This window comes from Pseudomonas putida, assembly GCA_029953615.1.
Classification (GTDB): Bacteria; Pseudomonadota; Gammaproteobacteria; order Pseudomonadales; family Pseudomonadaceae; genus Aquipseudomonas.
In genome coordinates this window covers 5,180,380-5,193,209 of sequence record CP124529.1, presented here as the reverse complement: position 1 = coordinate 5,193,209, position 12,830 = coordinate 5,180,380, and the positions used below count along the sequence as shown (strand labels likewise).

The 12,830-nt window shown below is 63.4% G+C and carries 13 protein-coding genes and 3 pseudogenes; 9 read left to right on the top strand and 7 right to left on the bottom strand.

Annotation, left to right across the window (positions count from 1 at the left end; genetic code table 11):
• Positions 1-11: 11 nt before the first annotated feature.
• The 3 genes from QIY50_23805 to QIY50_23795 form a co-directional block, all read right to left on the bottom strand.
• A complete protein-coding gene (locus tag QIY50_23805) occupies positions 12-959 on the bottom strand; it encodes an ornithine cyclodeaminase family protein (GenBank protein ID WGV20274.1) in 948 nt (315 codons plus the stop codon).
• Positions 956-1,957 carry a threonine/serine dehydratase gene (locus tag QIY50_23800; GenBank protein WGV20273.1) on the bottom strand — a complete coding sequence of 334 codons (1,002 nt, stop codon included), beginning with the start codon at positions 1,955-1,957 and terminating at the stop codon, positions 956-958. Before QIY50_23800 ends, QIY50_23805 begins: the two co-directional genes overlap by 4 nt.
• 135 nt (positions 1,958-2,092) lie before the next feature.
• Entirely contained in the window at positions 2,093-2,698 is a 606-nt protein-coding gene (locus tag QIY50_23795) for a PAS domain-containing protein (protein WGV20272.1), read from the bottom strand.
• A 238-nt stretch (positions 2,699-2,936) separates the two neighbouring features.
• Here QIY50_23795 and QIY50_23790 point away from each other — a divergent pair, with 238 nt between their 5' ends.
• A complete protein-coding gene (locus tag QIY50_23790; GenBank protein ID WGV20271.1) occupies positions 2,937-3,923 on the top strand; it encodes a DNA-binding protein in 987 nt (328 codons plus the stop codon).
• A gap of 55 nt (positions 3,924-3,978) precedes the next feature.
• Positions 3,979-4,149, top strand: coding sequence for a DUF6021 family protein (locus QIY50_23785; GenBank protein WGV20270.1), 171 nt, complete (start codon positions 3,979-3,981; stop codon positions 4,147-4,149).
• Positions 4,150-4,254: 105 nt separating this feature from the next.
• Here the strand turns inward: QIY50_23785 and QIY50_23780 are convergent, their stop codons facing one another.
• Both QIY50_23780 and QIY50_23775 read right to left on the bottom strand, forming a co-directional pair.
• Positions 4,255-4,506 carry a hypothetical protein gene (locus QIY50_23780; protein ID WGV20269.1) on the bottom strand — a complete coding sequence of 84 codons (252 nt, stop codon included), beginning with the start codon at positions 4,504-4,506 and terminating at the stop codon, positions 4,255-4,257.
• Between the two features lie 8 nt (positions 4,507-4,514).
• Positions 4,515-5,016 (bottom strand): annotated as a pseudogene (locus tag QIY50_23775) (DUF4142 domain-containing protein).
• 152 nt (positions 5,017-5,168) lie between these two features.
• Here QIY50_23775 and QIY50_23770 point away from each other — a divergent pair.
• Positions 5,169-6,737, top strand: a complete 1,569-nt coding sequence (locus tag QIY50_23770; protein ID WGV20268.1) for a sensor domain-containing diguanylate cyclase — start codon at positions 5,169-5,171, stop codon at positions 6,735-6,737.
• 140 nt (positions 6,738-6,877) lie between these two features.
• On the opposite strand, the pseudogene QIY50_23765 reads toward QIY50_23770, so the two are convergent.
• A pseudogene (locus QIY50_23765) lies at positions 6,878-7,379 on the bottom strand (GNAT family N-acetyltransferase).
• 129 nt (positions 7,380-7,508) lie between these two features.
• Here QIY50_23765 and QIY50_23760 point away from each other — a divergent pair.
• Positions 7,509-7,976: a sterol desaturase family protein gene (locus QIY50_23760; protein WGV20267.1), complete on the top strand. Its 468-nt coding sequence runs from the start codon at positions 7,509-7,511 to the stop codon at positions 7,974-7,976.
• A 25-nt stretch (positions 7,977-8,001) separates the two neighbouring features.
• Here QIY50_23760 and QIY50_23755 read toward each other — a convergent pair whose 3' ends face one another.
• Positions 8,002-8,895, bottom strand: coding sequence for a bile acid:sodium symporter family protein (locus QIY50_23755; GenBank protein WGV20266.1), 894 nt, complete (start codon positions 8,893-8,895; stop codon positions 8,002-8,004).
• 184 nt (positions 8,896-9,079) lie between these two features.
• Here QIY50_23755 and QIY50_23750 point away from each other — a divergent pair.
• From QIY50_23750 to QIY50_23730, 5 genes and pseudogenes are all read left to right on the top strand, one after another.
• Positions 9,080-9,944 (top strand): annotated as a pseudogene (locus tag QIY50_23750) (Dyp-type peroxidase).
• 89 nt (positions 9,945-10,033) lie between these two features.
• On the top strand, positions 10,034-10,942 hold the full coding sequence (locus QIY50_23745; GenBank protein WGV20265.1) for an aldo/keto reductase: 909 nt from the start codon (positions 10,034-10,036) through the stop codon (positions 10,940-10,942).
• Between the two features lie 4 nt (positions 10,943-10,946).
• Positions 10,947-12,230, top strand: a complete 1,284-nt coding sequence (locus QIY50_23740; protein ID WGV23108.1) for an MFS transporter — start codon at positions 10,947-10,949, stop codon at positions 12,228-12,230.
• 148 nt (positions 12,231-12,378) lie between these two features.
• Positions 12,379-12,555: a KGG domain-containing protein gene (locus QIY50_23735; GenBank protein ID WGV20264.1), complete on the top strand. Its 177-nt coding sequence runs from the start codon at positions 12,379-12,381 to the stop codon at positions 12,553-12,555.
• 60 nt (positions 12,556-12,615) lie between these two features.
• The gene (locus QIY50_23730; protein WGV20263.1) at positions 12,616-12,813 is read left to right on the top strand and encodes a hypothetical protein; all 198 of its coding nucleotides are present in this window, start codon (positions 12,616-12,618) and stop codon (positions 12,811-12,813) included.
• Positions 12,814-12,830: the final 17 nt, after the last annotated feature.

The following is a 12,830-nucleotide window of genomic DNA, read 5'->3' as shown; positions in this document are numbered from 1 at the left end:
CCGGCGTGGTTTCAGGCGGCCAGCGCAGCCAGCACGCAGCTTGAGATCTGCGCATCCTGCACGGCTACGCCGGTCAGGTCCGCCAGGGTTATCTGGTCATCATGCTCACGCCCCTTGGCACGGCCAGCCAGCAGCGCACCCAGTTCGCTCAGCTGGGTTGCGTCGATCAAGCCGCTGTTCAAGGCATGGGCAACCTCGCCGTACTGGCTGCACTGGGCCATCGAGTCGACGACGACGCGATCTGCCCTGGCCACTAGCGCCGGGTCCAGCTCCTGCTTGCCTGGCGCATCGGCACCGACAGCGGTGATGTGCGTGCCGGGCTGCACCCACTCGCTGCGCAATAGCGGTTGGCGCGACGGAGTCGTGCAGACGATCAGGTTTGCCGCCGCGGCGACCTCTGCGGGATCACGAGTGGTCCGCACCTCGTAACCTAGCGCAGAGGCAAAGGTGCTGTAGGCGGCAAGCCCACTGTCCTGGCGACCCCAGACAATGACCCGGCGGCAGTCGGTAACTGCGCCCAGCTGTTCAAGCTGCATCCGCGCCTGCATGCCGGTACCCAGGATGCCAATGGCGCTGACCTGTGCCGGCGCCAGCAACCGCGCAGCGATACGCCCGGCCAGGCCTGTGCGCATACCGGTCAGCCACCCCTCGTCCTGCAGCAAGGCCAGCGGCTCCCCGGTGAGCGCAGACAGCACCAGCATCAAGCCGTCGTTGCTCGGCAAGCCCCTGGACGGGTTGTCGTAGAAGCCGGTCGATAGCTTGACCGTGAAGGTGGCGCTGCCCGCTAGGTAAGCCGACTTGACGCAGCAGTCACCGTTGGCCTCGGGGAAGGCAAAGCCCTGAACCGGCGGAACCTGCGCCTTGCCCTCGGAGTAGGCGATGAAGCCTTGTTCCAGGCAACGTACCGCGGCTTCCGGGTCCAGGCTGGCGGTGATCTGCGCTCTGCTGAAAACCTTCATTGGACAGCCTCGAGGAACTTGTCGAGCAGGATGTTGCGGCCACACACGACCACCGCCACGTTCTTGCCGCGGTAGCGCTCGGCAAGCTTTTGCATGCCGGCGACCGCAACAGCGGCGGCACCTTCGATGATCCAGCGCTCACTGCTGGCGACATCGCGCATGGCGGCCCTGATCTCGGCCTCGCTGACCAGCACGGTGTCGGTCAGCAGCGCCTGGCACAGCGGGAAGGTGATGCTACCGGGCTCGACACCGCCGGCCGTGCCATCGGACAGCGTGTCAGTCGCTTCCACGTCGATGATGCTGCCGGCCTTGAGCGACTGCTGCAGGGCCGGGTCATTTTCTGGCCAGCAACCAATGATGTCGATGCCAGGTTTGAGTACCCGCAAGGCCGCAGCAATACCGGCAATCATTCCGCCACCGCCCACGGCAACGAACACGGCGTCCAGCTCCGGCGCCTGCTCGAACAGCTCGATGCCGATGGTGCCTTGGCCCGCGATGACTTGCGGGTCGTTGTAGGGCGACACGAACGGTTTGCCCTGGGCCTTGGCCTGGCTGGCTGCTTCCAGTTCCGCACTCAGCGGGTCGGTGGGCAGGCAGACCACTTCGGCGCCCAGTGCACGCATGGCTTCCACCTTGTACGCAGAGGCAGAGGTGGTGGTGTAAACGGTGACAGGTACCCCAGCCCGCTTACCCGCCAGCGCCAGTGCCTGCCCGTGGTTGCCGGAGGAGGCGGCAATCACGCCTCGCTGGTGTCGGTCGACCGGCAACAGACGGATCTTGTTGCTGGCTCCACGAAACTTGAACGAGCCGGTGTGCTGCAAGTGTTCGCACTTGAGCAGCACGTTGCAGCCGCTCATTGCCGACAAGCGGGCGCTGTAGGTCAGTGGGGTGATGCTGACGGCCGGGCGCAGCGCCACATGGGCATCCTTGATCGCTTCGTATAGCGCATCCAGGTAACGGGTATCGACAACGGAAGGAGAAGCGGTGGCGGCTGACATGACTGCATTCCTGTCTATTCGTGGAAAACATGTCCACCGTAGACTATTAATCCATATCAGGCAAGAGGGTGCGCGCAACCGTTGGCGCCCGAGACCGGCCGCCCGCGTAATGGGCTACAGGGGAGGAGTTGTCGCCTAGGCGCGGAATTCCTTCAGGTACTTGTACACCGTGGCCCGGCCCATGTTGAGCACGTTAGCGACGTAGTCGGCGCCGCTGCGCCCCTCGAACGCGCCTTCAGCGTGCAATGCTTGCACCAGGCTGCGCTTGTCTTTTATCTGCAGCGTTTGCAGTGACAGGTTGCGCTCCTGTAGCCAGGCATGCAGGAAGGTGTTGATGCGTTCCTGCCAGTCGTTGCGGAACAGCGAATCCGGCTGCGGCACCAGCCGGCTCATCTGGAAGAACGCCTCTAGCGCCGCGCGGGCCTGCTCCAGTACCGACACGTTCAGATTGATGCACATCAGGAACTCGGCTTCACCGTCGCTGTTGCGCAGCACGGTACTGATGGAGCGGATCTTCTGGCCGTTCCAGTTGAGCTTCTCGTAGGGCCCAAGGTTGGCACCGTTCAGCAGGTCGCCCAGTTCGTGGTCGATGGCCGAGTCATCGCCCAGTTTGCGCTGGGAGAAATTGTTGGCGATGTGCACGACGGTCTGGCTGCGCAGTTCATGGACGATGACTTCTGCGTGCGGGTACAGCAGCAGGGCGATGCTGTCGGCGATTGCCTTGTAGTTTTCCAGGGTCATTTTCTGTCGGTGATCGGGTGCTGGACGCCCATGGTGGCGGCAAAGCTTGACCGACACAAGGCAGCTACAGGCAGGGTCGGTACATTCGCCCTGCTGGAAACCGCTCTGTTTTCCCTTTCACATGCGATAAGCCGTGATTATTCCACCTCATGAAATGTTTGCAGGGTAGATTGCGAGCCCTCATAATCGGTACGTAATTACATGGTACATAACACGGTACAAAATCGTAGGAGCAAGCATGGCCCGGGGCGGTATAAACAAGGTTGTAGTGCAGCAGGCGCGTCAGGCGCTGATTGCCCGGGGCGAGAATCCCAGCATCGATGCCATACGTATCGAGCTGGGCAACACCGGCTCCAAGACCACGATTCACCGCTACCTGAAAGAGTTGAACGGCCAGCAGCCTGTGGCCGCCGAAGGCGGCATGGCGCTGAGCGATGTGCTGAGCCGAATGGTCGGGCAACTGGCAACCCAGTTGCAGGACGAGGCCGACCTGAAGATCGAGCAGGCCGAAAGCGCATTCACTCGACAGCGCGAACAACTGGAGGCACAGCTGGCCATTGCCCAGCAGGCACTGGCTGCGGCGCATCAGCAGCATCAGATCGATGTGGCCGCACTGGCCGCCGAGTCGGAAAAACTGCTTTCCACCCAAAGCACGCTGCAGGCCGAACAGTTGCGCAGTGCCAGCCTCAACCAGTCGCTGGGCGAGCTGCAGGTGCGCCTGGCCGACAAGGACGAGCAGGTCAAATCACTGGAAGACAAGCACCGTCATGCCCGCGACGCGCTGGAGCACTACCGCACCGCCAGCCGCGAACAGCGTGAGCAGGAACAGCGCCGCCACGAATCGCAGCTGCAACAGTTGCAGGTGGAAGTGCGTCAACTGCAGCAGGGCATGATCGTCAAGCAGGACGAACTGACGCGCCTGCACCGCGACAACGAGCGCTTGCTGGGTGAACATCGTCAGGCCGCCAGCGCCTGCAGGGCGCAGGATGAACTGCTGGAACAGCGTGATGCGCAGATACAGGGCTTGCGCACAATCCTGGCTCAGGCACAGGGCGCCAGCGAGGAGATGCGTCGGCAGCTGGATGTGCAGGCACAGAGCCTTGAAGCCAGGCGCGACGTGTGCGCGGAACAGGCTCGCCAACTGCAGTGGCTCGAGGAACAGCTGAAGGAACGTGATGAAGCGCTGGTTCAATGCCGTACTCGGCTAGCCGCGAAAACAGATTAATCAAACTTTTCCCGGCCGGTGGTTTCTTCCCTAGACACGCACCGGAGATAGCCTCATGCCTGAAGCAGAACAACCAGGAAAACACCCCCAAGGGCCCCATTCGTCCGAGCAGGCGAACAAACGCGAGGACTTGGGTTTCGATCCTGATTCGCCAGATGTGGAGGATCCACAAGTCGACCCTCAAGGGCCTGCCAAGCCACCGCGGGATGACGAAAAATCCCCATGAAGGCGGCAGTGTCGCGAAGGGCCGCGCAGCGGCCCCCGCGATCGGGATGGCATTGCCAGGGCCGCAGGCTCGAGCCCTTGGCCAGGCAAGCCCGGCTCGCTCGACTCAGGACTCCGCCTGCCTGGCCGCCTCCACGCCCGCAGCCGAGAGCTTGATCGGATAGTTCACGCTGATCTGGTGGTCGCTGCTTACCGCCACGCTGCCATCCTGGATCAAACCGGCCTCCTGCAGCGTCTTCAACATACCGGCAACGGCTTTCTCGCCCCGATAGTTGTCCAGCACTTCCTTGCCCAGCCCCTGGGGGTGAGCGTGCAGCAGACGAGTCAGCACTTCGGCTTTCAATGCATCGTTGCTCATGGCGGGCCTCACTTGCCGTGTTTGGCCTGAAGCGCCTTGGCATGCTCCAGATGCTGTTCGAGCTTGGGCAGGGTTTCGCTCGCAAAGGCCTTGAGCTCAGCCTTGTCTGACGAAGCCGCCTCCTTCTTGAACAGCTCCACCGCCTTTTCGTGAGCGTCGACCTGGTTGTTGACGTAGGACTTGTCGAACGATTCCTCCCGCCATTCCAGGATCATCTTCTTGACCTTGTTCGGTTATTGCCGCTTCGTCGGGTACGGAAATGTCCAGCTTGCGAGCAATGTCGCCGAGCTTCTGATTGGCCTGGGTGTGGTCGGTGACCATCTGCTGGGCGAAGGTCTTGATCTCGGCATCCTGGCTTTTTTCCAGGGCCAGTTTGCCAGTGACCACCTCGGCAATGCCGGCTTCGGTGGCCGCCTCGACGAAGTCATCGGAGCCCGCCGCCAATGCGTGTACCGATGCCAGGCCCAGCACCATGGAAAAACCGACTCGCTTGATGAAGAGACTGCTCATGCTTCACTCCTTAAACCGTGACGCGACCTCAGTGTCGCGTACGGTTGAGGGTGCAGGCGCGGCAAAGGTTTAATCTTTTTCCTGGCCGGCTTCGCTCAGGTGGTGCTGAACTATAGTGAAAGGCGGCGAACGCGGTATGGCCAGGGAACTCAATGGGTGCAGCCAGGAAACAGGATGAGGACGGACTTTTCGCCGTAAGCGGCGAGGGCCGCGCCGTGGCGCTGTTCCGCCTGGTGGTCGCGTTCATGCTGGTGGTGATGCTGGCCTTCGCGGTAGTGGAAGGCTGGCGTATCTGGCGCGACTACCGGCACGCCTTCACCAATGCCGAGAACATGGTTACCAACCTGGCCCGGGCCACGGCGCAACATGCCGAAGACGCCATCCGCCAGGTCGACGCCATCACCGCGGCGCTGGCCGAGCGGCTGGAAGGCGACGGTTTCGGGCATATCGACCGGCCGCGCCTGCATACCTTGCTGGTCCAGCAAAAAAACATCATGCCGCAACTGCACGGGTTATTCGTGTATGGCCCGGATGGTAGCTGGATCGTCACCGACCAGGCGGTCGTTCCGGCCAATGCCAACAATGCCGACCGTGATTATTTCATCTACCACCGCGAGCATACCGACCGAGGGGTACACATTGGCTCGGTGGTGCGCAGCCGTTCCACTGGTGACCTGGTCATCCCCATTTCACGGCGCCTGGAACATGCCGACGGCAGTTTCGCCGGGGTGTTGTTGGGCACCATCAAGGTGGAGTGGTTCGTGCGTTACTACGGCGACTTCAAGATCGACGAACGTGGCGCACTGGTGCTGGCCAAGCGTGACGGTACCATCCTGGTGCGGCGGCCGTTCGTCGAGCAGGCGGTGGGCCGCAGCCTGCGCAACAGTGAGATCTTCCGCAACCACTTGCCGCATGCAAACGAAGGAGTGGTCGAGGCGGTCGCCGTGGTGGACGGTACGCCACGGCTGTATGGCTATCGTGCGCTGTCGAGCTATCCGTTGGTGGTGGAGGCGGGCTTGTCGCGGGAGTCGATCATCGCGCCGTGGCGCCGCGATGCGATCAAATCGGTGTCGGTTTTGCTGCTGCTACTGGTGGGGTTGGCGGCCTTTGGTGGTGTGGTGCTGCGCCAGTTGCGCGAGCGTATTGCCATCGAGCGGGCCCTGCACCAGGCACACCAGACCTTGAAGGCCCTGGCGCTGACCGACAGCCTGACCGGCCTGGGGAACCGTCGGCGGCTGGATGCGGTGTTCGAGCCGGAGCTGCGCAGGGCGCGACGCCAGGGCTATCCGCTGGCGCTGGTGATGCTCGACCTGGATTACTTCAAGGCCTACAACGACCGTTACGGCCACCCAGCGGGCGACCAGTGCCTGCGGCGTTTTGCCGAGTTGCTGCAACAGGCGCTGAAGCGGCCGGCCGACCTGGCTGTGCGCTTTGGGGGCGAGGAGTTCACTCTGCTGCTGCCCGATACGGATACTCGCGGGGCGGAACTGCTGGTGCAGGAGGTGCAGCAACTGTTGCGCCGGCAGCTGTTGGAGCATGCGGGTAGCCCACTGGGGCGGGTATCGTTCAGTGCGGGAATTGCCGTGGGTGACCCGGCGCGGGAGGAGGTGACGGCCGAGCGGCTTATGGCGGCGGCGGATGCGGCGCTTTATCAGGCCAAGCGCCAGGGCCGGGATGGGTATTGTGTGGCGGGGAGTATGGCGGTCGGGCTGGAAGAATGACTTCTTTGAATACCTGTACCGGCCCTTTCGCCGGCAAGCCAGCTCCCACAGGGATATCACTGCCCTCAGGCTTGGTGGTACTCCTGTGGGAGCTGGCTTGCCGGCGATGGGCTGCGCAGCAGCCCTTGGGCCTCAGCCCCTACACAAAGGCGCATCGCGCAGCGCCCGAGCAGCCCATGGGCAAGCTCACTGGCCAGGATACCCCGCAGCCGAGCATCCAGCAGCCCGTCATCAATCACCTCGAACCCGAGCCGCGCATAGAACGGTGCATTCCACGGCACATCGGCAAAGGTGGTCAGGGTCAGCTCCTTCGCTCCCGCCTGGCGTGCGATATCGGCGACTTGCAGCACCAGCCTGCGGCCGACACCTTGCCCCTGGGCCTCCCGCCGCACCGAAACTTCGTGAAGATGCAGCGCCTGCCCCGCAAACCGGCCACAGGCAAACCCCAGAATGCGCCCCTGCGTGTCCTCAGCCACCCAGCTACCGCCCACGTCGACGTAAAGCCCGGTGTGCGTCGTGGCCCATCACGTCACCCTGTGCCAGCCATGCCAGCGCCGGCAAGGCAACAAAGGCCTGAGCTGCCGAGCGCTCGACGTCCGGGAGGCATTGAATGTCGTGTTCAAGGGTAGGGCGTATGCGCATGAGTCAATCCTTTTCAAAGGGGCCGTCCTGATCTGTCGCACCAGGCCTGCAGCCGGTCACGCCTGCATGGAAAAAAACACGGGCAATCGGTAACCTTGCGCCTTCCCTTGCCATCACCCGGACCGTCCCATGCTGTTCAATCTCGCCGTGCTGTTCGGCACCCTGGTGGCCATGGAGGGCGTTGGCACGCTGGCTCACAAGTACATCATGCATGGCTGGGGCTGGTGGCTGCACCGCTCGCACCATGAGCCGCAACTGGGCATGCTCGAAACCAATGACCTGTATCTGCTAGCCCTGGGGCTGATCGCCACGCTGCTGGTGGCCTTTGGCAAGGGTGGTCATGCGCCCTTGCAGTGGGTGGGCGGCGGGGTGGCGGGGTACGGTGTGGCGTATGTCGTGGCCCATGACGGGTTCTTTCACCGGCACTGGCCGCGCAAGCCACGGCCGGTCAACCGCTACCTCAAGCGTTTGCATCGCGCGCACCGGTTGCACCATGCGGTGAAGGGGCGCACGGGGAGTGTGTCGTTCGGGTTCTTCTATGCACCGCCGCTGAAGGTGCTGAAGCAGCAGTTGCGGCGTAAGCGCAGCCAGTTGTGACCCGGGCTCCCACAGGCAACTCGCCTCAGTTCACTGTTTCACCTTTTGGCTGCACCGCCACATGCCCGCGGCTCACCCACCAGCCAAACCCGGCCGCCGTGAAGAACATGATCAGGCTGTACAGCGCCGCCGGCACCGCCATGGTGGCGTTGTTCAGCAGCGAAGGGCTCAACGCCAGGGCAATCGCCAGGGTCCCGTTGTGTATGCCGATCTCCATGCCGATGGCAATCGCCTGACGCTTGGGAATGTTCAGCAGGCGCGGGACCCAGTAGCCCACACCCAGGCTCAGCAGGTTGAACAACAGCGCGGCCAGGCCCACCACCGGCGCGTACGCAACCACGGTTTGCCAGTCCTTGGCCAGGGCCAGGACGATGGTGAACGCCAGGAACAACGCGGCTACCAGCTTCATCGGCTTCTCCATGCGCGCGGCAAAAGCCGGTGCGAAGCGGCGTATCAGCATACCCAGCGCCACCGGCAGCAGGACGATGGCGAACACCTGCATCACCTTGGCAAACTGCAGCGGGATGGCCTGGTCCGATGCCATGAACCAGCTTAGCGACAGGTTCACCAGCAGAGGCATGGTGAGGATCGCGATCAGCGAATTGACCGCTGTCAGGGTGATATTCAACGCCACATCGCCATGCGCCAGGTGGCTGAACAGGTTGGCCGTGGTGCCGCCAGGCGAGGCGGCCAGCAGCATCAGCCCCACCGCCAGGGCCGACTCCAGGCCAAAACCGTTGGCGATCAGGAAGCACACCAGCGGCAGGAGCAGGATCTGGCAAACCAGGCCAACCACTACCGGCTTGGGGTACTTCACCACGCGGGCGAAGTCGGCCAGGGTCAGCGACAACCCGAGGCCGAGCATGATGATGCCCAAGGCCAGCGGCAGAAAGGCGGTAAGCAACGGCGAGGCGGTCATGGGCGGTCTCTCGGGCGAAGGATCCCGAGGAGTGTAGGCCGGCCCTGGTTGCTAGCTAATTGCAAAGCGCCAGCGCTTGGTAACCGTTTGTTACCAAGCGCAGCCGCCAGTGAGGCTGCATGCCGCGTTGCAGTAGGCCTGCAGGCAAAGTAGCATTCCCGTTTTAACCGAGGATTAGCCTGTCATGCCGTTCCAGCAAGGTCTGCTTGCCACCCCGGTGCCGGCCCACGCCCGTCACCTGTTCTTTACCCTGCAGTCGCCCGAAGCCCTGCCTGCTGCGCTGGATGCCTTGCTGCCGCAGGTCGATGGCGAACAGCTGATCCTGGGTGTCGGCGCCCCGCTGGCCAAGGCCCTGGGCCGTGAAGTGCCTGGCTTGCGCGCCTTCCCGCAGCTGGATGCCGCTGTGGAGAACCCCAGCACTCAACACGCCCTGTGGCTGTGGCTGCGTGGCAACGAGCGCGGCGACCTGCTGCTGCGGGCCCAGGCCCTGGAACGGTTGCTGGCACCAGCCCTGCGCCTGGCCGATAGTGTCGACGGCTTCCTGCACCGTGGCGGCCATGACCTGACCGGCTATGAAGACGGCACCGAAAACCCGGTGGACGAAGCGGCAGTGCAGGCGGCCATTGGTGCCGATGGCTCCAGCTTTGCCGCGTTCCAGTTGTGGAAGCACGACCTTGAGTACTTCAAGTCGCTGCCCCAGGCCGACCAGGACAACATCATCGGGCGCCGCCTGAGCGACAACGAAGAGCTCGACGACGCTCCCGCGTCCGCCCACGTCAAGCGCACGGCGCAAGAGAGCTTCGAACCAGAGGCGTTCATGGTCCGTCGTTCGGTGGCCTGGGGCAGACCAGCGCGGCGCTGGCCTGGCCTTCGTGGCCCTTGGTCACAGCTTCGATGCGTTCGAAGTGCAGCTGCGGCGCATGAGCGGCCTGGAGGACGGCATCATCGACGGCCTGTACCGCTTCAGCCGGCCACTGAGCGGTGGCTACTACTGGTGCCCGCCGATGAACCAGGCAGGGGTCGACCTGAGCGTGCTGCTGCAAGCCTGATCGCTAAATATCCAGATACAGAAACACCGGGCGCAGCGAGGTATAGCGGCTAGCCTTGAAAGTTTCCGCCTCATGACGGGAGCTTTTCCATGTACGCACGTCGTGATGTCCTACGTGCGGGTGCCACCTTGGGCTTGCTGGCCGCCAGCCCCTGGTTGCACGCCGCCAGCCCGACGGGTTTGCTGACCCGTAAAGTGCCGACCACCGGTGAAGCGCTGCCGGTGATCGGTGCCGGCACCTCCGGCAGTTTCGAGGTAGAAGCCGGCTCGCCCCAGTACCAGCAGCTGAAAATCGCGCTCAAGGCGTTCTTCGAAGGCGGTGGCCGGGTCATCGACACCTCGCCCAACTACGGCGGCGCCGACAGCATTCTCGGCCAGTTGCTGGAAGAGGGCGGCTGGCACCGGCAATGCTTCATTGCCACCAAGATCGCCGCCGACAGCCGGGCAGAGGCCCAAGCGCAATGGGCCGGCAGCCTCAAGAGCCTGCGTACCGACAAGGTCGACTTGCTGCAGATCCACAATCTGCGCGACTGGCAGACCCAGCTGCCCTATGCCCGCGAATTGAAGCAGCAGGGCAAGGCCCGCTATGTCGGCATTACCCATTACCTGAACAGTGGCCAGGAAGAGGTTGCGCGCATCGTGCGCAGCGAAGCGCTGGACTTCATCCAGATCAACTACTCGGTCAATGCCCCTGACGCCGCCCGCGAACTGCTGCCGCTGTGCCAGGACAAGGGTGTGGCCGTGCTGATCAACCGGGCATTCGACGATGGCCGCCTGTTCGCCCGGGTCAAGGACCAGGCCCTACCTGGCTGGGCCGCAGAAGCGGGTATCGGCAGCTGGGCGCAGCTGTTTCTCAAATTCGCCATCAGCCACCCTGCGGTGACCTCGGTCATTCCCGCGACCAGCCGGCCCGAGCGCCAACTTGACCAGCTCAAGGCCGGGTACGGGCCATTGCTGACCCAGGCGCAGCAACAGGCGCTGATCGAGCAGTTTGCCTGACACCATGGCAGCCTGGCGGCGGCGCCTGGACCAGGGGCTGAACATCCAGCCCGGCGAAGGGCCGGCGGTGATCGCCGGCTTGCTGCTGTTCTACCTGTTGTTCACTGGCTACTTCATGCTGCGCCCGGTGCGTGAAACCATGGGCGTCGCCGGCGGCGTAGACAACCTGCAATGGCTGTTCACCGGCACCTTCATTGCCACCCTGGCGTGCCTGCCGGTGTTTGGCTGGCTGGCCTCCAGGGTAAAGCGCCGACACATCCTGCCCTGGACCTACGGCTTTTTCACCAGCAACCTGCTGCTGTTCGCCATGCTGTTTGCCCACGACCCTGACGCTCCATGGACGGCCCGGGCCTTCTACATCTGGTTGTCGGTATTCAACCTGCTGAGCATCTCGCTGGCCTGGAGTGTGCTTGCCGACGTGTTTTCCACCGCGCAAGGCAAGCGCCTGTTCGGCCTGCTGGCGGCCGGTGCCAGCCTGGGCGGGCTCAGTGGCCCCATCGTGGGCACGCTACTGGTGGTGCCGCTGGGCCATGCCGGGTTGCTGGTGCTGGCCGCGGCGTTCCTGCTGGGCAGCGTCGGCGCTGCGTCGTACCTGCAACGCTGGCGAATGCGCCATCCATTGCCGACGCAAGCCAAGCGGGCGGATGCCCGGCCACTGGGCGGCAACCCGTTTGCCGGTGCCACTGCCGTGCTGCGCTCGCCCTACCTGCTGGGCATTGCCTTGTTCGTGGTGTTGCTCGCCAGTGTCAGCACCTTCCTGTATTTCGAACAGGCGCGCATCGTCAGCGAAACCTTCACCGACCGTACCCGGCAAACTCAAGTGTTCGGCCTGATCGACGCTGTGGTACAGGCCCTGGCCATCCTCACCCAGGTGCTCCTCACCGGTCGCCTGGCCGGTCGGCTGGGGGTGGGGGTGCTGCTGGTGGCAGTGCCGCTGGTAATCGCCGCGGGCTTTCTTTGGCTGGCACTGGCCCCTGTGTTCGCGGTTTTCGTGGTGGTGATGGTGGTGCGTCGGGCCGGTGAGTACGCACTGGTACGGCCGGGGCGGGAGATGCTGTTCACCGTGCTGCCCGCTGCGGACAAGTACAAGGCCAAGAACTTCATCGACACCGTGATCTACCGCGGCGGTGATGCCTTGAGTGGCTGGCTCAAGCGGGCGCTGGACGTAATGGGCGAGCATCCGCAGCTGGCGATGCTGATCGGTACGCTGATTGCCTTGGGCTGGGCAATGACCGGCGCTTGGCTGGGAAGGCGACAGGCACGCCTGGATAGCACATCGCGCGACTGACAGGGGCGCCAAATATGCGGGTGCCGCTTATTTAATGCCGCTGGTCCGAACGCTTCGCATTAAACCGAATCCGCAGAAATGACCGAACTCCGAACTGGTGTACGGCAGGTAATGCTGTGCATTCCTAAGTCATACGAGGTTTAAGACCATGGCCAACAAAGAGAACAGCCGCACCGGCAACCAGCAAGGCAGCCAGGGTGGCAACAAGAACCCGGGCAACTTTGCCAATGACCGCGAAAAAGCCTCCGAAGCTGGGCGCAAGGGCGGCCAGCATTCCGGTGGTGGCCGTACCAGCGAATCGGGCCGCAAGGGCGGCCGTTCGTAAGTGAGCCTACGCAGTGCCCGGGTGATCGGGCACTGCGATTTTGCACAGAAGGAGAACCCCATGCGCTTGATCCCTCTGATAGCCCTGGTGGGCACGCTTGGTTTGCTGGGTGGTTGCTTTGACCGGGACAACGATCACCCGGCGAAGGATGCCGACCAAAGCAAACCCTCTTTGCAGATGCAGCAACCTGGCGACAAACCTGCTTCACAACCTGCGCCAGACCCTGAACCGATGCCCGGTCAGAAACCCAGCCAATAAAACGTGGACAAGGACTA

What these genes read in the sequence shown, in the direction of transcription:
- QIY50_23745 (WGV20265.1), top strand. Translation starts at nt 10,034, where the DNA reads ATGTACGCACGTCGTGATGTCCTACGTGCGGGTGCCACCTTGGGCTTG.
- QIY50_23730 (WGV20263.1), top strand. Translation starts at nt 12,616, where the DNA reads ATGCGCTTGATCCCTCTGATAGCCCTGGTGGGCACGCTTGGTTTGCTG.
- QIY50_23795 (WGV20272.1), bottom strand. Translation starts at nt 2,698, where the DNA reads ATGACCCTGGAAAACTACAAGGCAATCGCCGACAGCATCGCCCTGCTG.
- QIY50_23755 (WGV20266.1), bottom strand. Translation starts at nt 8,895, where the DNA reads ATGACCGCCTCGCCGTTGCTTACCGCCTTTCTGCCGCTGGCCTTGGGC.
- QIY50_23800 (WGV20273.1), bottom strand. Translation starts at nt 1,957, where the DNA reads ATGTCAGCCGCCACCGCTTCTCCTTCCGTTGTCGATACCCGTTACCTG.
- QIY50_23790 (WGV20271.1), top strand. Translation starts at nt 2,937, where the DNA reads ATGGCCCGGGGCGGTATAAACAAGGTTGTAGTGCAGCAGGCGCGTCAG.
- QIY50_23805 (WGV20274.1), bottom strand. Translation starts at nt 959, where the DNA reads ATGAAGGTTTTCAGCAGAGCGCAGATCACCGCCAGCCTGGACCCGGAA.
- QIY50_23780 (WGV20269.1), bottom strand. Translation starts at nt 4,506, where the DNA reads ATGAGCAACGATGCATTGAAAGCCGAAGTGCTGACTCGTCTGCTGCAC.
- QIY50_23785 (WGV20270.1), top strand. Translation starts at nt 3,979, where the DNA reads ATGCCTGAAGCAGAACAACCAGGAAAACACCCCCAAGGGCCCCATTCG.
- QIY50_23760 (WGV20267.1), top strand. Translation starts at nt 7,509, where the DNA reads ATGCTGTTCAATCTCGCCGTGCTGTTCGGCACCCTGGTGGCCATGGAG.
- QIY50_23740 (WGV23108.1), top strand. Translation starts at nt 10,947, where the DNA reads ATGGCAGCCTGGCGGCGGCGCCTGGACCAGGGGCTGAACATCCAGCCC.
- QIY50_23735 (WGV20264.1), top strand. Translation starts at nt 12,379, where the DNA reads ATGGCCAACAAAGAGAACAGCCGCACCGGCAACCAGCAAGGCAGCCAG.
- QIY50_23770 (WGV20268.1), top strand. Translation starts at nt 5,169, where the DNA reads ATGGGTGCAGCCAGGAAACAGGATGAGGACGGACTTTTCGCCGTAAGC.